This is a genomic window from Gordonia sp. PP30, from assembly GCF_023100845.1.
GTDB lineage: Bacteria > Actinomycetota > Actinomycetes > Mycobacteriales > Mycobacteriaceae > Gordonia.
The window spans coordinates 2,338,258-2,359,477 of sequence record NZ_CP095864.1 but is presented as its reverse complement, the minus strand read 5'-3'; the positions used below and the strand labels follow the sequence as shown (position 1 = coordinate 2,359,477).

Annotated in this window: 19 protein-coding genes and 6 tRNA genes; 9 read left to right on the top strand and 16 right to left on the bottom strand. The window is 69.6% G+C overall.

Annotation, left to right across the window (positions count from 1 at the left end; translation table 11 throughout):
• The first annotated feature begins 84 nt into the window (after nucleotides 1-84).
• Both MYK68_RS10850 and hemQ read left to right on the top strand, forming a co-directional pair.
• Nucleotides 85-2,010 carry an HNH endonuclease signature motif containing protein gene (locus MYK68_RS10850; protein WP_247863659.1) on the top strand — a complete coding sequence of 642 codons (1,926 nt, stop codon included), beginning with the start codon at nucleotides 85-87 and terminating at the stop codon, nucleotides 2,008-2,010.
• 59 nt (nucleotides 2,011-2,069) lie between these two features.
• Nucleotides 2,070-2,765 carry a hydrogen peroxide-dependent heme synthase gene (gene hemQ, locus MYK68_RS10845; protein WP_247863658.1) on the top strand — a complete coding sequence of 232 codons (696 nt, stop codon included), beginning with the start codon at nucleotides 2,070-2,072 and terminating at the stop codon, nucleotides 2,763-2,765.
• A 13-nt stretch (nucleotides 2,766-2,778) separates the two neighbouring features.
• Here the strand turns inward: hemQ and msrB are convergent, their stop codons facing one another.
• Nucleotides 2,779-3,213: a peptide-methionine (R)-S-oxide reductase MsrB gene (msrB, locus tag MYK68_RS10840; RefSeq protein ID WP_247863657.1), complete on the bottom strand. Its 435-nt coding sequence runs from the start codon at nucleotides 3,211-3,213 to the stop codon at nucleotides 2,779-2,781.
• A 57-nt stretch (nucleotides 3,214-3,270) separates the two neighbouring features.
• Between msrB and MYK68_RS10835 the strand changes: the two genes are divergently transcribed.
• Nucleotides 3,271-4,062, top strand: coding sequence for a thioesterase family protein (locus MYK68_RS10835; RefSeq protein WP_247863656.1), 792 nt, complete (start codon nucleotides 3,271-3,273; stop codon nucleotides 4,060-4,062).
• On the opposite strand, the gene MYK68_RS10830 is transcribed toward MYK68_RS10835, so the two are convergent.
• From MYK68_RS10830 to MYK68_RS10810, 5 genes are read right to left on the bottom strand one after another with little or no spacing between them, the layout of a single operon-like run.
• On the bottom strand, nucleotides 4,055-5,275 hold the full coding sequence (locus MYK68_RS10830; RefSeq protein WP_247863655.1) for a glycosyltransferase family 87 protein: 1,221 nt from the start codon (nucleotides 5,273-5,275) through the stop codon (nucleotides 4,055-4,057). The two genes, MYK68_RS10835 and MYK68_RS10830, sit on opposite strands and share 8 nt — an antisense overlap.
• 31 nt (nucleotides 5,276-5,306) lie before the next feature.
• Nucleotides 5,307-6,860: an alpha/beta hydrolase gene (locus MYK68_RS10825; protein WP_247863653.1), complete on the bottom strand. Its 1,554-nt coding sequence runs from the start codon at nucleotides 6,858-6,860 to the stop codon at nucleotides 5,307-5,309.
• Nucleotides 6,857-7,567: a dihydrofolate reductase family protein gene (locus MYK68_RS10820; RefSeq protein ID WP_247863651.1), complete on the bottom strand. Its 711-nt coding sequence runs from the start codon at nucleotides 7,565-7,567 to the stop codon at nucleotides 6,857-6,859. Before MYK68_RS10820 ends, MYK68_RS10825 begins: the two co-directional genes overlap by 4 nt.
• Nucleotides 7,564-8,562 carry an asparagine synthase C-terminal domain-containing protein gene (locus MYK68_RS10815; RefSeq protein ID WP_247863649.1) on the bottom strand — a complete coding sequence of 333 codons (999 nt, stop codon included), beginning with the start codon at nucleotides 8,560-8,562 and terminating at the stop codon, nucleotides 7,564-7,566. The genes MYK68_RS10820 and MYK68_RS10815 overlap by 4 nt, the downstream gene beginning before the upstream one ends.
• Entirely contained in the window at nucleotides 8,555-9,805 is a 1,251-nt protein-coding gene (locus MYK68_RS10810; RefSeq protein WP_247863648.1) for a tetratricopeptide repeat protein, read from the bottom strand. The genes MYK68_RS10815 and MYK68_RS10810 overlap by 8 nt, the downstream gene beginning before the upstream one ends.
• 104 nt (nucleotides 9,806-9,909) lie before the next feature.
• Between MYK68_RS10810 and zapE the strand changes: the two genes are divergently transcribed.
• Complete coding sequence (zapE, locus tag MYK68_RS10805) at nucleotides 9,910-10,941, top strand: cell division protein ZapE (RefSeq protein ID WP_247863647.1); 1,032 nt, start codon at nucleotides 9,910-9,912, stop codon at nucleotides 10,939-10,941.
• Between the two features lie 21 nt (nucleotides 10,942-10,962).
• Here zapE and MYK68_RS10800 read toward each other — a convergent pair whose 3' ends face one another.
• From MYK68_RS10800 to MYK68_RS10785, 4 genes are all read right to left on the bottom strand, one after another.
• Nucleotides 10,963-11,526: a GNAT family N-acetyltransferase gene (locus tag MYK68_RS10800; protein WP_247863646.1), complete on the bottom strand. Its 564-nt coding sequence runs from the start codon at nucleotides 11,524-11,526 to the stop codon at nucleotides 10,963-10,965.
• Between the two features lie 5 nt (nucleotides 11,527-11,531).
• Entirely contained in the window at nucleotides 11,532-13,529 is a 1,998-nt protein-coding gene (locus MYK68_RS10795) for an FUSC family protein (protein ID WP_247863645.1), read from the bottom strand.
• Nucleotides 13,530-13,563: 34 nt separating this feature from the next.
• Nucleotides 13,564-14,058 (bottom strand): MarR family winged helix-turn-helix transcriptional regulator, encoded by a 495-nt coding sequence (locus MYK68_RS10790; RefSeq protein WP_247863644.1) that lies wholly within the window; start codon nucleotides 14,056-14,058, stop codon nucleotides 13,564-13,566.
• 65 nt (nucleotides 14,059-14,123) lie between these two features.
• The gene (locus MYK68_RS10785) at nucleotides 14,124-15,080 is read right to left on the bottom strand and encodes a GlxA family transcriptional regulator (RefSeq protein ID WP_247863642.1); all 957 of its coding nucleotides are present in this window, start codon (nucleotides 15,078-15,080) and stop codon (nucleotides 14,124-14,126) included.
• Nucleotides 15,081-15,185: 105 nt separating this feature from the next.
• Between MYK68_RS10785 and MYK68_RS10780 the strand changes: the two genes are divergently transcribed.
• From MYK68_RS10780 to MYK68_RS10770, 3 genes are all read left to right on the top strand, one after another.
• Nucleotides 15,186-16,169, top strand: a complete 984-nt coding sequence (locus tag MYK68_RS10780; RefSeq protein WP_247863641.1) for an NADP-dependent oxidoreductase — start codon at nucleotides 15,186-15,188, stop codon at nucleotides 16,167-16,169.
• 120 nt (nucleotides 16,170-16,289) lie between these two features.
• Nucleotides 16,290-17,687: a sensor histidine kinase gene (locus MYK68_RS10775; protein WP_247863640.1), complete on the top strand. Its 1,398-nt coding sequence runs from the start codon at nucleotides 16,290-16,292 to the stop codon at nucleotides 17,685-17,687.
• Nucleotides 17,688-17,704: 17 nt separating this feature from the next.
• A complete protein-coding gene (locus tag MYK68_RS10770; RefSeq protein ID WP_283255310.1) occupies nucleotides 17,705-18,343 on the top strand; it encodes a response regulator transcription factor in 639 nt (212 codons plus the stop codon).
• Between the two features lie 19 nt (nucleotides 18,344-18,362).
• Here MYK68_RS10770 and MYK68_RS10765 read toward each other — a convergent pair whose 3' ends face one another.
• On the bottom strand, nucleotides 18,363-19,595 hold the full coding sequence (locus tag MYK68_RS10765; protein ID WP_247863638.1) for an esterase/lipase family protein: 1,233 nt from the start codon (nucleotides 19,593-19,595) through the stop codon (nucleotides 18,363-18,365).
• Between the two features lie 72 nt (nucleotides 19,596-19,667).
• Here MYK68_RS10765 and MYK68_RS10760 point away from each other — a divergent pair, with 72 nt between their 5' ends.
• Nucleotides 19,668-20,303, top strand: coding sequence for a hypothetical protein (locus MYK68_RS10760; protein ID WP_247863637.1), 636 nt, complete (start codon nucleotides 19,668-19,670; stop codon nucleotides 20,301-20,303).
• Nucleotides 20,304-20,319: 16 nt separating this feature from the next.
• On the opposite strand, the gene MYK68_RS10755 is transcribed toward MYK68_RS10760, so the two are convergent.
• From MYK68_RS10755 to MYK68_RS10735, 5 genes are all read right to left on the bottom strand, one after another.
• Nucleotides 20,320-20,394: transfer RNA gene (locus tag MYK68_RS10755), tRNA-Val, on the bottom strand.
• A 26-nt stretch (nucleotides 20,395-20,420) separates the two neighbouring features.
• Nucleotides 20,421-20,494: transfer RNA gene (locus MYK68_RS10750), tRNA-Cys, on the bottom strand.
• 7 nt (nucleotides 20,495-20,501) lie between these two features.
• Nucleotides 20,502-20,574, bottom strand: a tRNA-Gly gene (locus tag MYK68_RS10745).
• 166 nt (nucleotides 20,575-20,740) lie between these two features.
• Nucleotides 20,741-20,815, bottom strand: a tRNA-Val gene (locus MYK68_RS10740).
• A gap of 23 nt (nucleotides 20,816-20,838) precedes the next feature.
• Nucleotides 20,839-20,911, bottom strand: a tRNA-Gly gene (locus MYK68_RS10735).
• Between the two features lie 200 nt (nucleotides 20,912-21,111).
• Between MYK68_RS10735 and MYK68_RS10730 the strand changes: the two genes are divergently transcribed.
• Nucleotides 21,112-21,183 (top strand) — tRNA-Val (locus MYK68_RS10730).
• Nucleotides 21,184-21,220 lie beyond the last annotated feature (37 nt).

The window sequence follows — 21,220 nt, the reverse complement described above, 5'->3', positions numbered from 1 at the left end:
AAGTCGGGTGGCACACACCGTGATGTGTCTGTATCGTAGATCATAGACAAGTCGAACAATGAGCCCTTGGGGGAGGTGACCATCATGACGACCGACGTGATCGACGACGCGTTCACCTCCCGCTGGGCGGGGATCGATCTCACCGCGGCCGGGATGGTCCCCGCCGACGAAAACGACGACGAGAAGGCCCAGTGCCGGTCATGGGCGGTCTACGCCGAAGCCGCCTGGCGGGGCCAGACGTACCTGTACTCACAACAGTTGTTCGCCGTCGGGCAGTTCCTCGACATCGAGCTGGCCACCCTCGACGACCGCGTCTGCGCCGGAGAAGACCAGAAAGACCTGTTCGACCCCTACACACTGGCCGTGGAATTCTTCGCGATCTATTTCGCCGGGAACCGGCGGGCCTCCCGCGCCCTGGTCGGCGTGGCGATCGCGGCCGCCGAACGACTCCCCGCCACCGCGGACCTGCTCCGCCGGACTGTCATCTCGCCGGAGATGTTCGAGAAGGTGGCCCACCGCACCGACATCGTCGACGACGGCCAGATCATGGCCCAGGTCGACCAGGATCTCGCTGATGCGCTCGCCATCGCCGGGCACATCTCCGAGAGGGCGGCCGAACGGATCGCCGACCGGATCGTGAACAAACGTGACGCCGACGCCGATCGCAAACGGCGGGAGAAGGCCCGGCGCCGTAAGAACATGACCAATCGCGACTACCCCGACGGTCTGGGCGGGATCAACATCACCGCCGACGCCGAAGAAGCCCGCCTGGCCTACGAATCGGTCGAGGCGATGATCGCCGGGGTCTGCCCGAATGACCCGCGTACCAAGGGCATGCTCCGTTCGGCCGCGGCGATCGCCCGCCTGCGCCGGCTCCCGTTTACCTGCGCGTGCACCGACAAGGAGGCTTGTACTGCCACGCTCAATGCCGAGGAGATATCCGAGCGGCAGGCCCGGATCATCGTGCACGCGGTCTGCCAGAAGAGCACCCTCACCGGCGACAACGACGAACCGGCCCATCTGGACGGGCACGGCCCGATCAGCGCCGGCCACGTCCGGGACCTCGCACAACGCCCAGACACTCTCGTCCGGGACCTCGACCTCGGTGCGCTCCTGCAGCGCCGTCCCCCGGTCACGGCGCCACCCGAAGACAGCAACAGTGTCGAGCCGGTCGCCGCCGAGTCGCCCGACGGACACGACACCGACCCCCACGCCAAGCAGGACCCGAACGCCACTGCGGCCCAGAACCGCGAGAACGACACCGACGGCCGCCAGGAGGACGACCCGTCCGGCGGCCACGCGGCCGAGCTCCGGCATCACCGCAACCCCGAGCAGCCCGATGCCGAGCGCACTGATGCCGAGCGCACTGATGCCGGACGGTCCGGGACGCGCGGCGAGCTTGTTGACGGGCACGAGGTGCCGCCGGCGTTCCTGAACGGTCAGGCCCAGCCCGCCGACCCGTACCGGCCCACCGAAGCCCTGAGTGTCCTGGTCCGCGCCTTGTTCGGCACCTGCACCGTGCCCGGATGCGAGCAGCCGGCCTGGAACTGCGAACTCGACCACTGTGAGGAGTTCAACCAGATCTGCCCCGCCTCCGGCGGCCCGACCTGTCTGTGCAATATCGGCCCCAAGTGCAAGCGTCATCACCTGTTGAAGACCTTCCTCGGGGCGGCCAATCCCGAAGACGGATGGGTCGACGAGCAGTGGATCGACCAGCAGGGCGTGGTGTGGACGGCGATCACCCTCCACGGCACGACCTCCGAGACCCGCGCGGAGAATCAGTGGCTGTTGCCCCAGTTCACCGGGGTCAGGTGTGCCCATCAAGCCCAAGCGCCACCGGAACCACCGCCACCGGGCCCGGCACGGTCGGACGGCGCCGGCGGGAACGTGACAGGAGGAGGTCTCCGGGCCGCCACCGCCTACAAACACGCCTGGCGCCGCGCCGAACGCGCCCGCCTGCGCCGCGCCCGCGAACGCGCCGACGCCGCCTACGGCCCACCACCGTTCTGAGACCAGACCGGGTGGGCCCACGGCCATCAGGCCCCGGGCGCAGTGGCACTATGGGAGTCATGGCTCGCTTGGATTACGACGAACTCAATGCCACCATCCGCTACCTGATGTTCTCGGTCTTCAAGATCCGGGCCGGGGAGCTGCCGGACGATCGGAGCGAGGTGATCGCCGATCTGGAGCGGTTCGTCGCCGAGGTCGAGGGCAAGGGGGTGGTGATCCGCGGCATCTACGACGTCGCCGGACTGCGCGGGGACGCCGACTTCATGTTCTGGTGGCACGCCGAGACCATCGAGCAGCTGCAGGACGCGTACAGCTCGTTCCAGCGCACCACCCTGCTCGGCAAGGTGAGCGAACCGTTCTGGAGCGCCGCCGCGCTGCACCGCCCGGCCGAGTTCAACAAGAGCCACATCCCGGCGTTCCTGGCCGGGGAGGATCCCGGGAACTACGTCTGCGTCTACCCGTTCGTGCGGTCGTACGACTGGTACCTGCTGCCCGACGAGGACCGCCGCAAGATGCTCGCCGACCACGGCAAGGCGGCCCGCGGCTACAAGGACGTGCGCGCCAACACGGTGCCCGCGTTCGCGCTCGGCGACTACGAGTGGCTGCTCGCCTTCGAGGCACCCGAGCTGTACCGCATCGTCGACCTGATGCGTGACCTGCGCGCCACCGAGGCCCGCTACCACGTCCGCGTCGAGATCCCCTTCTTCACCGGCCCCCGGGTGGAGCCGGCGACGCTGGTCGCCGCCCTGCCCTGAGCCTTCGGCAGGCTCAGCCGTCGGCGGACGTGTCCAGGTCCAGGCTGACCGAGTTGATGCAGTACCGCAGATCGGTGGGGGTGTCGTAGCCCTCCCCGGCGAAGACATGGCCGAGATGGCTGTGGCAGTTGGCGCACAGGATCTCCACGCGCTCCATGCCGAGCGAGTCGTCACGGCGCTCGATCACCGCATCGCCGGCGAGTGGCGTGAAGAACGACGGCCAGCCGCAGTGCGAGGAGAACTTCGCATCGGACCGGAAGAGTTCGGCGCCGCAGGCCCGGCAGCGGTAGATGCCCTCCGTGGTGGTGTCGGTGTACTCGCCGGTGAACGGGGCTTCGGTGCCGGCCTGCCGGAGCACCCGGAAGGCGGCGGGGCTGAGGCGCTCGCGCCAGTCGGCGTCGGTGAGCGCCTTCGGATCGGCCGGGTAATCACGTGCGTCATCGCTCATGGATTCCACGGTAGTCCGGTTGCCGCGCGCGTGCCGCGCTGAGTTAGCGTGGCTGGCATGGCTCCCTCCACGCGCGCGTACTTCACCAGGATCGACGACGACACCTTCGCCCCGACCGACTGCGCGGCCGGGGCCTGGCGCGAGGACGAGCTGCACCTGGCACCGGTCGCCGGACTGATCGTCGACCACCTGGAGCGGTGGCGGACGGCGCACGCCGCCGGCCTCCAGTTCAGCCGGTTCAGCCTCGAAGTGCTGGGCCAGATCGCCCGCGACCGGATCGAGCTGAGCGTCGAGGTGATCCGGCCGGGCCGCACCATCGAACTGGTCGAGGCCACCGCGGTGATCGGCGGCCGCCCCACCGTCCGGGCGCGCGGCTGGCTGCTGCAGGTCTCCGAGACCGCCGAGGTGGCCGAGAACGAGTTCGCGCCGCTGCCGCCGCCGGAGACCTTCACCGAGCCGTCGTGGCTCAAGCGGTGGAAGGGCGGGATGATCGACACCGTGCAGGCGTGGCAGGCCGATGACACCCGGCCGGGCCGCGCCCGGGCGTGGGTGACGACCGACGTCGAGCTGATCGCCGGGGAGCCCGCGACCGCGCTCGGTGACTACGCCAAGCTGTGGGACACCGCGAACGGCATCTCGCTGCGACAGGACCCGCACGTCTGGATGTACCCGAACGTCGACCTCACCGCGCACCTGTTCCGACAGCCCGCCGGGCGATGGCTGGGCCTGGACACGCGCGTCGCGTTCGGGCCGAGCGGCGTCGGTCTCACCAGCAGCGTCCTGCACGACGAGCAGGGGCCGGTCGGAACGCTGGCGCAGTCGTTGACGCTGCGCAGGCACCTCAGCTGAGCGCGGGGGCCTCGGCGGTGGTGGAAGCGGCGTCGTCGTCCAGCTTGCGGATGTCGAGCCAGCGGAACAGCAGGACGCAGAAGACGACGATCATCAGCAGCGACCAGCCGAGGGTCACCCGGTTGTATTCGAGGTAGCGGCCGAACGGCTCCCACCGCCGCGAGCCGAACACGTCGAACGTCATGCAGCCGTAGACGGCGAGCCAGGCGGGCCAGTTGCGCATCACCGAACCGGACCGGAAGACGGTCATCAGCATCGGGAACAGCAGCATCGAGTAGTAGCCCTGGCCGAGAGAGCTGACCAGCCAGAGCGTGGCCATCAGGACGCCGGACGAGGTGGCGAGCCAGAGCAGCTCGTCGTTGTCGGAGTAGTACTTGTACAGGAACCACAGCGAGAAGATCGCCATCAGCACGAACGCGATACGCAGCAGGATGATCAGCCAGTCGGCGACGCCGAAGTAGGCGCCGTTGCCGGCGATCGAGCTGTTGTAGTAGTCCCGGGTCTCCGACAGGTACGGCACGGTGCGGTCCAGGAACGACCGCGAGTCGACGATCAGCGGCCACGCCGCCAGGTTGAGCAGGATCGGGATGCCCAGGCCGGTGACGAAGACCTTCCAGCGCAGTTGCAGCAGCGGCAGCAGAAGCAGCGGTGCCAGGACCGGCTTCACGGTGAGCGTCATGGCGATGAAGAAGCCGGCCCAGTAGTCGTTGCGGCTGCGCATCAGCATGAGGAACGCGATCATGCCGAGCAGCACGAAGGCGTTGAAGTTGGTGAAGATGAGGGTGTTCGCGACGGTCTCGGTGCTGAACATGAAGAACAGCACGCCCGGGAGGACCCAGGAATCGAGGGGCAGGTCGAACATCCGGACCAGCAGATAGGCGCAGATGATCAGGACCACCACGCTGGCCGCGATGAAAGTCCAGCGGGCATGTGTGGGGTCCAGGTACGCCAGCGGCGCCATCAGCAGGGTGCCCGACGGCGGGTACAGATAGTGCGGGTCGACGGTGGCGTAGTTCTCCGCGTACACCGGCTGCCGGTTCAGGAAGTGCAGCGAGGCCTGGTAGACGGTGGTGAAGTCGTCGGTCCGGGCGCCGTTGACGGCGAGAATGATCGACCGCTGCAGGATCATCATGATGCTGATCGGCCAGAGGATCATCGACAGAATGCGCGCCGAGTCCATGCGCGGGTACAGGTAGCGATCCATCACACTCACCTGAGCGAACCTACTACACGACGGCGCCGTCTCAGGCGGGGCACGCGCGTTCGGCCGGGCCGGAGAGTTTCACGTCACCCAGATATTCGGCGACGACGTCGGCCGCGCACTCGCTGCGGGACAGGACGCTGTAGCCGAGGCCGTCCCAGCTGACCGTCGTCGGCGACGCGCCGGCCGTCACCATCAGCGGGGTGAGGCTCTCGGTGATCTTGAGTCCGTTGATCGGGTCGTTCTGGCCGAGCAGGATCAGCGGGGACACCGCGAAGGTCTCCGGTGCCTTCGCCGGGTCGGCGACGCCCCAGCCGTCGCACCGGGCGAGCCCGAGCGCCGCGGAGTTCGCCGTCAGCGGCGCATCCCGGCCCCACGACGTCGCCAGCCCGGAGATCTCGGCGAGGCCCGGACGCCCGACGAGGTCGTTGCACCGGGCCAGGAGCTGACCGTCGGAGTCGCGGACACCGTCCGCGGCCGTGGCCAGGGCGGCGAGCTTCCCGGAATCGCCGCGGTCGGCGGCGCTGATCGCGTCGGCGAGTCTCCCCAGGCCGTCCGGCGAGGTGTCGCCGAGGGCCAGCGCCGTGGTGATCGCGGCGAGGACCGACGTGTCGGACAGGCCCGGCAGGCCGCCGCTGGCGCCCGCACCGACCACCCGGTTGAGCATGCCGAGGCCGTCGGCGCCGAGACTGCAGCCCGTGTTGGAGCAGCGGGTGGCGAAGGTGGCGAGCGAGTTCTGCACTCCGGCCGCACGCGCCGCCGCGGCCGGCGTGGCCGCGACGTTCAGGCCGACGGGAGAGTCCAGGATCAGCCGGCCCACCCGGCTGGGATGGGCGCCCTGGTACGCGAGCGCGACGGTGGCGCCGCTGCCGACGCCGACCAGCCCGATCCGGTCCACCTGCCAGCGGGTGCGCAGTTGCTCCAGATCGGCGGCCGCGTCGGCGTCGGCGAAGTCCAGCTGATTCGGCGACAGCGTGTCGTTGCAGAGGTCGGCGCCGGCGCGGGTCGCGGTGGCCAGCGCCGTGACGCGGGCCTCGACGTCGCGGGTGCCCGCGGCGCCGTCGTCGGCGATGATGCTGCGCTGGCTGCGGGTGAGGCAGTCGATCTCGGCGGACTCGCCGATCCCGCGCCGGTCGACCAGGACCAGCGGATGCCGGTCGAGCAGCGGGCCGATCGCGCTGCTGTTCAGGGTCAGTGCCAGCCGGGAACTGGGCAGATCGGTGCCGGTGGTGAGCACCAGCGGTGCGGCATCCTTCGGGGTCTCGGCCTTGCTGGCACGCACCACGCCCACCGACAGGGTGGAGCCGTCGGGCTTGGCCGGATCGATCGGGGAGTCGAAGGTCGCGCATTCCAGGCGGATACCGTCGGGCTGCGCGACGCCGTAGGTCTCCGCGAGCCGGCCCGCGCAGTTCGAGTAGTTCAGATCCCGCTTGGGTGCGGGGAGATTCGGGAGCTTGTCCGGCGCCGTCGCGCCCGCACCGCCGTGGTCGCCGCGCACGATGTCCGGCCCCGCCTCCGGGCCGGGGGTGCAGGCGGTGGCCAGCACGGCGGCGGTGGCGAGGGTCGCGAGCAGGCGGAAGGTGGGGGGCCGGATCACCGGGGCTCCTTGTCGGTTCGGGTCCAGCGCGTGAACAGAAAATGGTCGACGATGCCGGTCACCGTGGGGACGAAATCGGCGGTGACTGCCGCTGTGGGACGTGGTCGTCCCTCACCACCGATGTTCGGTGAGAGGGTGATGCAGAGCTCGTCGACGAGGTCGTCGCGCAGAAGGGCGTCGGTCAGCGTTGGCCCGCCCTCACAGAGCAGATGGGAATAACCACGGTTATGGAGCAGCGACAGGCCCTCGGCGAGTCCGTCGGGTGCGTGCAGCAGTTCCATGGTCCCGTTCGACGCGTCTATTGCCGCGACGGCGCGATCGACAGCATCGTGATCGGTGGAAGTCAGTAGCAGGAAGTTGCCGGTGATGGTTTGGGTGATGAAGCGATGAGGACTCCCGATCCGGCCGGATGCGGTCACCACGACGAGCGCCGGCGGCCCGCCTTGACCGCGTCTCTCCCGGGCCAGGGCCTCGTCGTCGGGCAGCGAGATGCCGATGTAGTCCTCGGCGGTTGCCGTGGATGCCCCGACCACGACGGCATCGGCGGTGGCCCGCAGATGGTGGAGGAGTGCGTTGTCTGCGGGTCCGGAGAGGCCCGCCGAGTGTTGATCTCGGGTCAGACTGCCGTCGATCGAATAGACGAAATTGGTGCGGAGCCACGGTCCGGCGGGCCAACGGTACTCATCCTGTAGTTCGGCCGGGATCATCGGTTCGTCCCGTCGAGATGCCGCAGATACTGCCGGACGATGGTGTGTTCCAGTGGTTCATGACGAGGATCGTCATACGTCTGCTGGCCGGGCTGAGCGGCGATATCTGCGCGCGCGGTACGCATGAGAGCTCCGATGACTCCCGATGAGACCTGGAGCGGAGCTTTGTCGGTCCACACGTATCCGGGTGGCACGCCGAGCCGGGCCGCCGCGTTCCTGAGAACGAACTTGTCGTAGACCCGGCCGTCGGGCCCGTGGCGCCAGAGCAGACCGGGGCTCAGCGACATTGCATAGCGCCAGAAGGTGGCCGTCTGGAAGATCTGAATGAACAGTCCAGAGCGGTCGCCGAGAAGCCGTTCGTAGTAATCGGGCACTAACCGGTGGCGGGTGAAATTGGCGGAGACCTTCGCGGTGACGGTGCTGCGGAATTCGGCGAGCCCCGCGGTCGAGTCCGGATCGGCCCTGAGCGCGCCGCCGCCCATGAAAAGGGCGTCGGATCCGGCCCCGGTGAACACCGGCCCGGCGTCAAGCTGCGCAAAGCGCCCGAATGCCGCCTGCACCGGTATCGCGGAGGTGATCTCCCAGAGTTCCCAGGTGCCGAGGCGTCGAATGCAATCGATGGCGGCGTCGACGAGTCGATCGGCATCGAGATCGACCACCTCGTGAGGAAACGCGAGAAGTCGTGCGACGTCACGGCCGCGGAGATCTTCCAGTTTGGTGTCTGATTCGGTGACGACGGTGAGTGCATACGGCGCGAGACCGAGATCAGCGCACACCGCCGCAACCAGAATCGAGTCGATACCGCCCGACAACATCAGCGCAGGACGGCCGGGATGGGCGGCCACGACGGCGTGAATACGACGACGCAGCAGATCGATGACCCGGTCCGTGGCGTCGTCGAGGTTCGTGATGAGGGCTTCGGTACGGTATGCCATCTCCTGGGGATCGTCGGCCACGTACTGCGCTGCGACGCCGGTCACACGCGAGTCAGGCATGCGATTCCTCCCGGAGTGCAGTTATCTCGTCCTCGCTGGCGTCGTCGACCGCAGTCGGTCGCGGTGGCCGCACGATCCATCTGAGTAGAGCGAAGAAACCGAGGATGATGAGGCCGCCCGCGAGCACGATCAACACCCGCCCCCACCACTCGATCCCGTCGCCGGCGGCATTACTGGCGACGACAGTCGCGATGGCACCGATGATCGCAGTGAATACGCCGAGGATCTCCACGACCTTGAACAGGGAATCGGACAGCTGGTCGTTTGTTCGCTCGATCAGGGAGTTGAGCTTGCGACGCTGCCTACCGCCTTCGATCTCCAACTGGCGGGCGATCTCGGCGTCGAGGCGCAGCTTGGCGTCCTGCTGGATGGCGATGGTGACGCGTTCCAGCTTGAAGTCGTTGTGGGCTTCGCGATCAGCCGGGGGATGCAGCTTGATGGCGTCGTTGATGGCGCGGATGGCGTCGTCGAACCGGCCGAGTCGGCGGTAAGCCGACGCCATCCGCATGTGAGTGACCGCGTTGTCGGGATTCAATTCGAGCAGTCGGCTGCCGAGCGCGAGCATTTGTTCTGCGTAGGCCCGGCCAGAGGTGAACCACAATCCGTGCAGAAGCAGTGAGAGGATCTTCTCGGAATCCCGAGCGGCCCCGGCGATGGTCTCGATCTCGTCCGCTGTGACCTGTTTCGCCCGGCCCATTCGGCTGTATTGAAGCATCGCACGGTAGTACAGCGACGAGTTGGTGACCGACTCTCCGACCGCGTTGAGGATCTGCTCAATCCGGATGAAGTTGAAGTCATAGCGTGCGGTCTGGAGCAGGATCGCCAGGTGCGTCTGGAAGTGCGGGTCCGACGACTCCATCTCGGTGATGACCTGGCCAAGCGTCAGTGCGTTGAGGAGCGCGGTGTGGGCGATCCTCAACTGCCATGTAATTGCCGACGAAGCGAGTTCGAACGCCTCGTCGTGGTCGTCGGGGCTGCGAATCGACGTCAGCCACTCGGAGAGATAGGACGGCCATGCGGTGCCCGCTTCGGTGTGCTGTTGCTGTGTGGCGAACCACTGCGCGCTCACGTCTGATCCCGCATGTCGCGTGTCGGCGTCATCGTGAAGAATCGCAGCGAGGACGTCCATGTCCTCGCGCGAAAGGTCGTTGACGATCGAAGTGATGTTCGCACTCGTTCGGACCGCGTCACCGGGCACCCGTGCGATCAGCAGTCGCGCGCGCAGCGCGTCGATGTCGGTCATGCCGTCACCCTAACAGCGTGCAATCGGGCTACTCAGCTGTGAGACTCGTCGCTTAGCGGCGAGGACGTTGTCGCCGGTGATGGGCATATGGCTAGGCTTCCCGCATGGTGGCACGACTCTCCGACCGAAACCCGGTGATCGCGGCGGACGCTTTGATCGGGGAGATGGTCCCCCCGTCGATGTTCGATCACGTCAGCTTCGACTCCTATATCCCGGACCCCAACGAGCCCAGCCAGGCGGCGGCGGTGGCCGCCGCTCGCGACTTCGTGGCGCGCGCGTCCAAGATCCGCTCCGGCGGCAAGCGCGGCCTGTTCCGCAAGGCGGCGCCCCCGCACGGCATCGGCCTCTACCTCGACGGCGGGTTCGGTGTCGGCAAGACGCACCTGCTGGCATCGATCTATCACTCGATGCCCGGGCCCAAGGCGTTCGCCACCTTCGGCGAGGTGACCAACCTGGTCGGCGCCCTCGGCTACACCGACGCGCTGGAGCGCCTTTCCGGGCACAGCGTGCTCTGTATCGACGAGTTCGAGCTCGACGATCCGGGCGACACGATGGTGGTGTCCCGCCTGCTCAGCGAGTTGAGCGCCCGCGGCGTCTCGATCGTGGCCACGTCGAACACGCTGCCGGGGCAGCTCGGCGAGGGCCGTTTCGCCGCCGCCGACTTCCTGCGGGAGATCCAGAAGCTGTCCGGCATCTTCGAGAGCGTGCGGGTCGACGGCCCCGACTACCGGCACCGCGATCTGCCGCCGGCACCCGAGCCGGTCACCGACGGGGAACTCCTCGCCAAGGCGGAGGCGACGCCGGGCGCGACCCTCGACAGCTTCTCCGAGCTCAGCGCGCACCTGGCCAAGCTGCACCCGTCCAAGTACAAGTCGCTGGTCGACGGTGTGACCCTGGTCTGCATCTCCGACGTGGAACCCGCCCAGGATCAGGCCGTCGCGCTGCGGCTGGTGGCGCTGACCGACCGCCTGTACGACGCCGACATCCCGGTGGTGACCTCCGGCGTGAAGCTCGACGAGATCTTCACCCCGGAGATGGTGGCCGGTGGCTACCGCAAGAAGTACCTGCGCGCCACCTCGCGTCTGCTCGCGCTGTCCCGGTTCGCCGAGGCGGAGGGGGCGGTGTCGGCCGGCTGACCGGCCGGGACCTGTGCGCGGCTACAGCCCCCGCACCATGACGTAGTCGTGCTCCACCGCGCCGTTCATGTCGAAGCTCCTGGTGCCCGCCACCGCGAAGCCCATCTTGCGGTAGTAGGTCAGGGCGCGCGCATTGAGCTGGTTGACCCCGAGCCAGGCGGACTCCGCGCCACGGGCACGGCCCGCATCCAGCGCGGCGGCCATCAGGAGATGCGACGGGCGGGCGCCGCGGCCGGTGCCGTGATGGTCGGGCAGGACGTACATCTTGGAGACCTCGACGGCCCGCCCGCCCGGCAGGGCGTCGCGCACCGCAGGATCGGCCGGCGGCCCGTACCCGATCAGGCTGTATCCGATCGGCGGTCCGCCGCGGCCGTCCCGGGCGACGAGCACGTCGTGGTCGTCGCCGGTGATCCAGTGCGCGAAGTGCTCCGGGGTGAGGGAACCGGCGAGATGCGCGGCGATGTTCTCCCGGGTGGAATGCGGCGGGCAGGCGAGAGGGAAGGTCACCGCGGCGACGAACGCGATCTCCGCGGCGGCGCCGGGATCGGTGACGAGTTCGATGAGGACGGGGCGATCGGCGGGCATGGGTCTCATCGTGCCCGACGTGAGGTGAGCGGCCGGAGCCGGTCGACGAAGCCGGCGAGCTCGTCGTCGATCGACCGCGCGGTGATCACCACGTCGCAGTTCTGACCCTCGGAGCTTTCACCGTCGGCGGCCGGCCGGACGCGTCCGGCGGTCGCCGAGCCGAAGACGTCCCGGGCATCCGCGGACGCGAGATCGTCGGCGAGGGCGCGGAACTCGCGCGCCAGCAGATCGGCGTGGACGATCTTGCCGGGGCGGTCGTCGTCGGTCAGGGTCTGGCCGAGCGCGGCGAAACCGGCGAGGGTGGCGCCGATCCGGCTGACCGAGTCGACCGACGGCAGCAGGGCCGCATTCGTCCACCGGCCGTGCTTGTCGGCGGGTTCGACCAGGGCCTGCCGCGCCGAATCGCAGAAGTCGAGGCGGGCGAGCCGGCCGCGCACGGTGGTGTCGGCGACGTGCCGACGGCCGGCCTCGGTGTTGTGACTCCACAGTGCGGCGAGGGCGTCGAGCTTGTCGGCCGCCGACAGCGCCCAGGCCCGCAGCCGGCGGGTGAGCATCCGGCGCTGATAGCTGGGGAACAGCAAGAAGGCGGCGAACGCGAGGACCACGCCGATCACCGTGGCGCCGGCGCGGGTGGTGGCGCCGAGAACCCCGGGCGTCAGGTGCGCGATCCACGCGACGACGAAGAGCATCGTGTAGAGCTGGCCCATCGACCGGAACGCCAGGTACAGCAGGAACAGCGCCAGCAGGATCAGGCCGTGCGTGATGTGGTGGTAGGGGACGAAGGCGAGAGCGATACCCAGGCCCATGCCGAGAACGGTGCCGGTCGTGCGGCCGATCCCGCGTGCCATGGTCGATCCGTAGTCGGGAAAGACGATGAGCGCGGTGGCGATCACGATCCAGAAGCCGTGGCCGGAGAGCATCTGGTCGGACGGCAGGTAGGCGGAGATCACGATGCCCAGGGCCACCGCGAGGGTGGACACGACGGTCAGCCGTACCGCGTGCTGGAAGACGTGCGACGTCGGGGTGAGCTGGTCGCGGATCAGTTCCCAGCTGGTCGGGACACGGCGTTCGTCGGATGCCGGCGGGGCCGATCGTCCGGCGACCAGCGCGGTGGCGGCGTCGACGGCGTGGGCCAGTGCGGTTTCGGTGGCGCCGGTGACCGGCCGCGGCCAGGTGACGTCGACAAGGTCGGGGCCGCCGATCGCACCGGAGGCGATCCGGTCGCCGATCGCGGCCGTCTGGGAGCGCACGGCGGCGGTCAGCGCGCGTGTACTCGCGTCGGTCGCGGGCCGTCTTTCGATCACCAGCAGCAGCTGGGCGATCTGCTCGCCGTACTCGGTGAGCTGGGTGAGCCGGTCGATCTCGTCGTCGTCGCGCAGCCGGAGATGCGCGAGCGTGCGGTCCGCGGCGAGCAGGGCCGGTGCGCTGTACTCCTCCGGGGACGAGACGGTCCGGTAGAAGGTGCCGACCGCCGTGCGCTGCGCCCGGTTCCGGCCGTCGAAAGGCGGCAGGAACTGCGCGGCGTACATGATCGCGACGCCGAAAGCGAAGAAGCCGATGGTGACGCCGTAGCCGGTCGGGAGCTCCGGCTCCATCTCGGCGAGGGCGAGGAAGACGAACGAGAGCACGAGGATGCGGATACTGAGTCCCGCCGAGACGGCGCGCAGCATGCCGGACGCGAAGAACATGACGACCAGGACGGGCACCACCGCCCACCAATCGGTCCCGACGGCCAGGCCGGCCGCGGCGGCGGTGACCATCAGGATCGAGGTCAGGCCGGTGGCGCCCAGCCGAGAGCGGTCGTGCGGCATGATCGCGGCGATCGCGGTGAGAAAGGCGCCGATGGTGACCAGCAGGGCGCCGGCCTCGTCGAAGAAGAAGGCGGCGACCGTGGCGGCGATCATGCCCACGGCGACGCGGAGCAGACGTGGGCGGTCCTGGAGCGGTCTCCCCGCGGGGGCGAGGCCGCGCTTGGCGGAGTCGAGGAAGGCTGTCCAATCCATGGGCGGGGTCCTTGGGGAAGTGTCGGTGCGGGTCTCAGACGTCGGTACCGGGCGACCGGTCACGGACGTTCGCCTGGATCTGCGCGAAGGTGCGCCAGGCCGCGTCCCGGTCGGCCGGCTCGATGCCGTCGGCGACGGCGGTGAACCAGCCGGTCACGAGCGGTGCCACGGTCGCGACGGTCGCGCGCCCGTCCTCGGTGAGGTGCAGGGCGAGGGTGCGGCGATCGGTCTCGTCGGCCTCGCGGATCACCAGATCGCGCTTGACGAGGTTGTCGACGAGTCCGGTGACCGTCGCCCGGGTGACCACGAGCCGGTCGGCGAGCGCCGCGGGGGTGATTCCCGGCTCGGCGTCGATGGCGAGCAGCGCGGCGAAGCGTCCGTCGGTCACGTCATGCTCGGCCAGGCCGGCGTTGTAGGCCCGGATGACCCGCCGGGCCGTCGTCAGCAGTCCCATGAGGAGTTCGACGTCGCGGTCGCCGCCGGCGCGGTCGAGGAGGAGTTCCTGGCGGCGTCCGACGATAGTGGTCATACACCCATACTATTAGGTTCCTTACTATTAGGCGAGAGTTCGTCGTATGATCTGCCGGACGTCGTTCACCGCCGGTACGCCCGCCGGTACGACGACGGCGAGACGCCGTGTTTGAGGCGCAGCTGCTTGCGCAGAGCGCTCCCGGTCCCGAAACCCGCGCGATGCGCCACGTCGTCGACGGGATACGCGGTGGTCTCCAGCAGAAGCTTGGCGTACTCGGTGCGCTGATCGAGCAGCCAGGCCATCGGGCTGGTCCCGGTGGCCTCCCGGAACCGGCGGGTGAAGGTGCGGCGGGACACCCGCGCGTGGCGGGCGAGGGTGTCGACGGTGAGCGGGTCGCCGAGATGGTCGCGCGCCCATTCCAGGGTGGGGGCGAGATCGTCGCCGTCGAACTCGGGGACCGGCTGCGCGATGTATTGCAGCTGGCCGCCGTCGCGCCAGGACGGGACGACGCAGCGGCGGGCGACGTCGTTGGCGACGGCGCTGCCGTATTCGGCGCGGATCAGATGGAGCATCAGGTCGATCCCGCTGGTGGCGCCCGCGGCGGTCAGATACCGCCCCTCGTCCACGTAGAGTGCGCCGGGGTCGACCGTGACCCGCGGGAAGGTGCGCGCGAAATGATCGGCGGCGGCCCAATGGGTGGTCGCCGTGCGGCCGTCGAGATGACCCGCGGCGGCGAGCACGTACGACGCCAGACAGATCGAGGCGATGCGCGCGTGCGCCGGGACGGCGCCGAGGGCGGCGGCCAGCGGTGACGGCGGACCGTCGGGGGTGAGGGTCGCGTGCTGTGCCGACGGCGCCACGACGACGAGATCGGCATGGCGCAGGGTGTCCGGGCCGTGCCGGGGCACCACGTCGAACCCGCCGGACGCGGTGACCGGCGCGCCGTCGCTGGTGCACACCTTGACGTCGTAGAGCGGGTTCCCGTCGCCGTCGGCGGCCGTGCCGAAGACCCGGCCGGCGAGGCTCATCTCGAAGGGCATCACTCCGTCGTCGGCGAGGACGACCACGCGGGAGACCATGGCCCGATCTTCCCATATGTCGGCCTACGGGCCACTGTCGGCGGCACCGCGTGCCGGGAGAGGCTGTGGGGGCTGATTCACCGTCCACGATGAGGAGAAATGTCGATGACCGTCACCACCACCGCCACCACCACCATGCGGGCGATCGCCTCCACGCGCCTCGGCCCGGCCGAGGTCCTGGAATCGGTCGAGGTGCCGCGCCCGGTTCCGGGACCGTCGCACGTGCTGATCCGGGTGGTCTCCACCGGGCTTAATCCGACGGACTGGGGTCATCGGGCGATCCCAGGGTTCCTCGGCGAGCCGCGGCCGTCGGTGCCGCGGATCCTGGGCTGGGAGGTGGCCGGCGTCGTCGAGGAGGTCGGGCTGGGCGTCGGTATCCACCGGCCGGGCGACCTGGTCTTCGGGATGCTGCCGTATCCGTTCGGGGTGGGCGGCGCCGCCGACTACGTGGTCGCGCCGGCGCGGTCGATGGTGCCGGTGCCGGAGAACCTGCCGCTCACCGCCGCGGGGGCGGTGCCGCTTGCCGCGCTGACCGCCTGGCAGGCGCTCGTCGACGTCGCCGGGGTGCGACCCGGCCAGCGGGTGCTGATCCATGCCGCGGCCGGTGGCGTCGGGCATGTCGCGGTGCAGATCGCCAAGCATCTCGGGGCGGTCGTGATCGGCACGGCGAGCGCCGCCAATCACGACCTGCTGCGCGAACTCGGCGCCGACGAGATGATCGACTACCGCACCGACGACTTCGCAGCGGCCGCGGGCGAGGTGGACGTGGTGCTCGACGCGATCGGCGGCGAGGCGACCGCGCGGTCGCTGGCGATCACCCGGCCGGGCGGCACGATCGTCTCGCTCAACCTGCTGGTCACCGAACCGCTCGGCGCCGCCGCCGAGGCCGCGGGAGTCCGCCATGTGCCCATGCTCGTGGAGGCCGACCAGGCCGGGATGGCCGCCGTCGCCGGCCTGATCGCCTCGGGCGCGCTGCGCCCGGTGATCGCCGGCAGCTACGACCTGCACGACGTCGACGAGGTCCGCGCGGCGCATCGCCGAGGCGAGGCCGGGCACGTCGCGGGGAAGCTGGTGCTCGTCGTGCCGTGATCGGCTGTGAACGGCCGTCGCGGTGGTGCCGTCGGGCCGCCGCGGGTGGGGGACAGCCCCCAGGGGGATCGCCGGGGCGGCCGGATTCCGTGGGCGGGCGGGGTGCGGGAGGCTGGTGGGGTGAGTGTGAATGCGGTGGAGATGGAGAGCGATCACGGCGCCGGCCGGCGCGGCTACCTCGCCCTGTGGCGGGCGGTGCCCGGGACGGTGGTGTACGTCGGGGTCGCGATGGTCCTGGGATGGGCGGCCTTCGCGGCGCTGATCAGCGGGCTGTCGGCGGGTGTGGGACTACTGGTGGTCGTGCTCGGGCTGGCGGTGCTCGTGGTGACGATGTGGGTGGCCCGCGGCTTCGCAATGGCCGACACCGGACTGCTGCGCCTCACCGGGCTGCCGCCGATCCCCGAACCCGAGTGGGATCGCTCGGTCGACGCGCCGGCCGGGGCGAGTGTGAAGCGCTTCCTCGCACCGCTGATCAGCGCCCGCTACTGGGCGGCGCTGGTGCACCAGATGATCATCGCGCCCGCGGTGGCGACCGCGACCTTCGTGGTGATGGTGACCTGGCTGGGCCTGGGCCTCGGCGGGGTGAGCTATTTCGCGTGGCGCGGGCCGCTGGAACGCGCCGACGGCACGACGGTCAAGAGCGGGGAGGTGTTCAGCGGACCCGTGCAGATCTTCGGCGGGATCCCCCTCGACATCGATCCGTCGCACGTGGTGCTGGTCGAGGTCCTGATCTCGCTGAGCGTCGGCATCGTCGCGCTCGCGACCCTGCCGTGGATCGCCGCCGGGTGCGCGCACCTGCACTACTGGCCGGCCCGTGTGATGCTGGGGCGCTGGAAGTCCGACGACCTCGTCGTCGCGCTGCGCGAGGAGAACCTGGCGCGCGAAGCGGCGATCCGCGCCGAGGACCGGTCGCTGCATCGCCTGGAGCGCGACCTGCACGACGGCCCGCAGCAACGACTCGTGCGCCTGCAGATGGATCTCGCGGCGCTGGAACGCCGGATCGGCGACGACGACGGGACCGCCGCGCTCACCCTCGCGGCCGAGGCCCGCACGCAGGCGCAGGCCACGCTCGACGAACTACGGGCCCTCTCGTCCGGAGTCGCGCCGCCGCTGCTCACCGACCGCGGCCTGACCGCCGCGCTGGAATCGCTCGCCGCGGGCTGCCCGGTGCCGGTGACCCTCGACGTCGAACCCGGCCTGGACGGGCTGGTCGGGGCGGAGACGGCGCGGGCGCTGTACTTCGTGGTCGCCGAACTGCTGACCAACGTCGTCAAGCATGCCGGAGCCACCGCGGCGGGGCTCACCGTGCGCCGCATCGAGCCGCAGCGGCTGATGGTCCAGGTGGACGACGACGGCCGCGGCGGTGCCCGGCCGGTCCCCGGCCACGGTCTCGCCGGTCTGGCCGACCGGGTGCACGGCCTGCACGGCGCGCTGTCGGTGGACAGCCCGGACGGGGCGGGCACGCGGGTGGTCGTCGTCCTCGACCTGCCGCAGCCGGGGCCTACCCTGAATCCGTGAATGAACCCGGGCCAGTGCTGCGCGTCCTGATCGTCGAAGACTCCGTTCTGCTGCGCGAAGGTCTCGTGCGACTGCTCGACGAGGCCGGCTACCTGACCGTGGGCGCGTTCGGCGACGCCGTCGGCCTGTCCGAGCGCGTCGCCGAACTGGCACCCGACGTGGTGGTGCTCGACGTCCGCCTGCCCCCGACCTTCCGGGACGAGGGACTGCGGGCCGCGCGCGAACTGCGAGCGCGGGACAGCGGCGCCGGAGTGCTGGTGCTGAGCCAGTACGTGGAGGCGCTGTACGCGGGTGAACTGCTGGCCGGCGGCGCCGGGGGAGTCGGCTACCTGCTCAAAGACCGGATCGCCTCGCTCGACGACCTGCGCGACGCCATCGAGCGCGTGCACGCCGGTGGAACCGTCCTCGATCCGCAGGTGGTGTCCGCGATGCTCGCCGCCCGGCACGACCCGCTCGACGCGCTCACCGGCCGCGAACGGGAGGTGCTCGAGCTGATGACCCAGGGGCGCAGCAACCGGGCGATCGCCCAGCGGCTGTTCGTGAGCGTCGGCACGGTGGAGAAGTACGTGACCGGGATCTTCACCAAGCTCGGGCTCCCGGTGTCCGACGACGACCACCGGCGGGTCCTCGCGGTGCTTGCCTCGCTGGGGGTCTGAGGGGCGCGAGAGCGGTGCGTCAGCCGATCCAGGCGACCAGCTGGTCGGCGAGGGCCGGGTCGTTGAGCAGGTGGAAGTGGTGGCGGCGGCCGAGATGCAGCCCGTTCGCGTCGTCGAAGCCGAGGTGCCGGGTCGAATTGCGGCCGCCGGCGCTGTGGTGCAGGACCAGGCCGTCGCCGATCACCCGGCTCAGCGGATGCCGCGGGTCGCGTGTGAGGGTCGCCGAGACGAAGTAGTGGTCGGCGCCGGGCAGCAGCGGGATCTCGGCGGCCAGGGCACGGGCGAGGTCGTCGGGATCGCGGCCGGCCCAGTCGTCATCGATCAGGGATCCGGCCCGCAGGTCGCGGATGCCGCCCGAGCGCCGCCGCAGGAGCCGGCCGAAGGCATTGGTCTCCGGGACGGCGGTCAGGGCGGCGCTGGCGTGGTGGGCCACGCTCTCCAGCGGGGCGCCGACGTGCGGCGTGCCGAGACTGACGTACGTCCGGACGCGCTGCGTCCACAGCTGGCCGGCCTCCTTACCGTGGTGGGCGGCGCTGCGCAGCACCAGTCCACCCATCGAATGCCCGATGAGGATCAGCTCATCGACGTCGTTCGGCCAGAAACGGACCAGGTCGTCGAGCAGTTCCGCGAGGTCCTGGCCGTTGGTCGAGATGCGTCGGCCGGTGTTGTACCGGATGAACACGCTGGTGACGCCCGCGGCCCAGAGTCGGTGTTCGTAGGGCGCGGAGTGCTTCTGGCCGATCCGCCAGGCGTGTTCGGTCTCCACCAGACCGTGGACGAAGACCGCGACGCGCCGGCCGGCCCGCGGGAACGCGGCCCGCAGGCCGTCGGCGGTGACGTCGACCGGCCGTCCGGCGACCCGCACGCTGAGATTGCTGTCGGTGAGCGCGGACTGTCTGCCGTCGAGTTCGTCGCCGATCAGCCCGTTCACCACGCCGATCAGGCTCGCGCCGGTCGTCGTCTCGGACAGGGGAGTCGCCAGCGGCAGGTCGGCGACCTTGCCGCTGACCCGGCCGGCGGTGGCCGTCGACTCGGCGACGATCGTGTACACGCCGTCGGTGATTCCGTCGTGCAGGGCTTTGACCGGCGCGAGGGCGGTGGCGCCGAGGCCGCGTTCGACGAGGCCGAAGACCCGGTCGGAGATCGCCCGGTGCGTCTGGTGGATGCCCGACGAGGCCTTCGCCAGTTCGGTGAGGCCCAGTTCGGAGAGGGCCCGCACCTCTCGCCGGCGCGCGTCGATGTCCGTCGTCATACCAATCAGTGTACATGTGTGCACTGACAACCGCCTAGAATGCTGATTGGGCCGGGAGAAACGGAACGAGTGATGAAGAACACGCTCTCGGCCACCGTGCTGCTGGCGACCGGATTGCTTGCGGCCGCACTGATCACCGGGTGTGGCAGCGACGACGACCACGCGCACGACGGCACCTCCACGGTGACGGTGACCTCCGTCGCTCCGGGCAGCGGCGCCTCCGGCACCACCGGCACTCCCGAACCGGTGACGCCGCCGGCGGCCGTGTCCCCGCATCCCGGGCCGCCCGCGGGCTCGGGCCTGATCAACGCGAACCCGGACGACTACCGGTCCGGTGGCAGTCTCGACGGCGACGTCGCCTTCGTCTCGCCCACCGGCAACGTGTGGTGCCGCCTGGGGAAGGAGCAGTACACCGCCGGCTGCCAGGCCAAGACCGCCCCGATCCCGGCCGGTGCCGACTGCCGCGGATCGGCGGAGTATCCGGCGAGCATGCTCTCCCGCGGGTTCGTCCTGTCCGGGGAGACCGTGACGCCGTCGTGCTTCAACCAGGGCGTGTTCACCTCGCCGGAGCGTAAACCGCTGCCGTACGGGTACACGATCACCGACAACGGCTACACGTGCACCTCGCGGGAATCGGGCGTCACCTGCACCACGCCGTCGGGGGAGCACGGCTTCGTCCTGTCGATGCAGGAAGCCCGGGCGTTCTGAGCCCGGGCTTCCGCGATGGTGCGCGATACAAGGATTGAACTTGTGACCTCTTCCGTGTCAGGGAAGCGCTCTCCCACTGAGCTAATCGCGCGGGAACTGTGAAATTATGAAACATTCTGGAGGTGACGACGGGAATCGAACCCGTGTGCACGGCTTTGCAGGCCGTTGCCTCACCACTCGGCCACGTCACCAGGTGCGAGCGGATGACGGGATTCGAACCCGCGACCCTCACCTTGGCAAGGTGATGCGCTACCAGCTGCGCTACATCCGCATGTCGGTGAACTCGTCTTGTGGACTCGATTGCTCACCGGCGAGAACAAACACTAGCGGGCGGTGCGCGGCAATTGCAAACTGGGGATCCCCGCGCTGGTCGGCGGCGTTCTCCGGGGGTCCGAAACGCGAGAAACCCCCGCCGGCGGCGGGGGTTTCCGTGTGGATGGTGCGCGATACAAGGATTGAACTTGTGACCTCTTCCGTGTCAGGGAAGCGCTCTCCCACTGAGCTAATCGCGCGGGAAGGGTAAAGAAGATCAGAGAGCGGATGACGGGATTCGAACCCGCGACCCTCACCTTGGCAAGGTGATGCGCTACCAGCTGCGCTACATCCGCACGCCGGTGAACGTCTGTCTTGTGGACTCCCGCTCACCAACGGAACGAAACATTAACCATCTCGCCGCCACGACACAAATCGGCTGGTCAGCGTCTTACGCGGCTGTGTTTCCGCTGGAAGTCGCCCCGATTTGGTTCGGGCGCCGATCGGTGTGTAATCTCGTTGCTCGTGCGGTCCGCCGCACCGAACAACCGAATACGGTCCCGTGGCTCAGTGGAAGAGCGTCCCGTTCACACCGGGGAGGTCGCTGGTTCGATCCCAGCCGGGACCACCGACGACGGCCCCTCGCAGACGATCTGCGAGGGGCC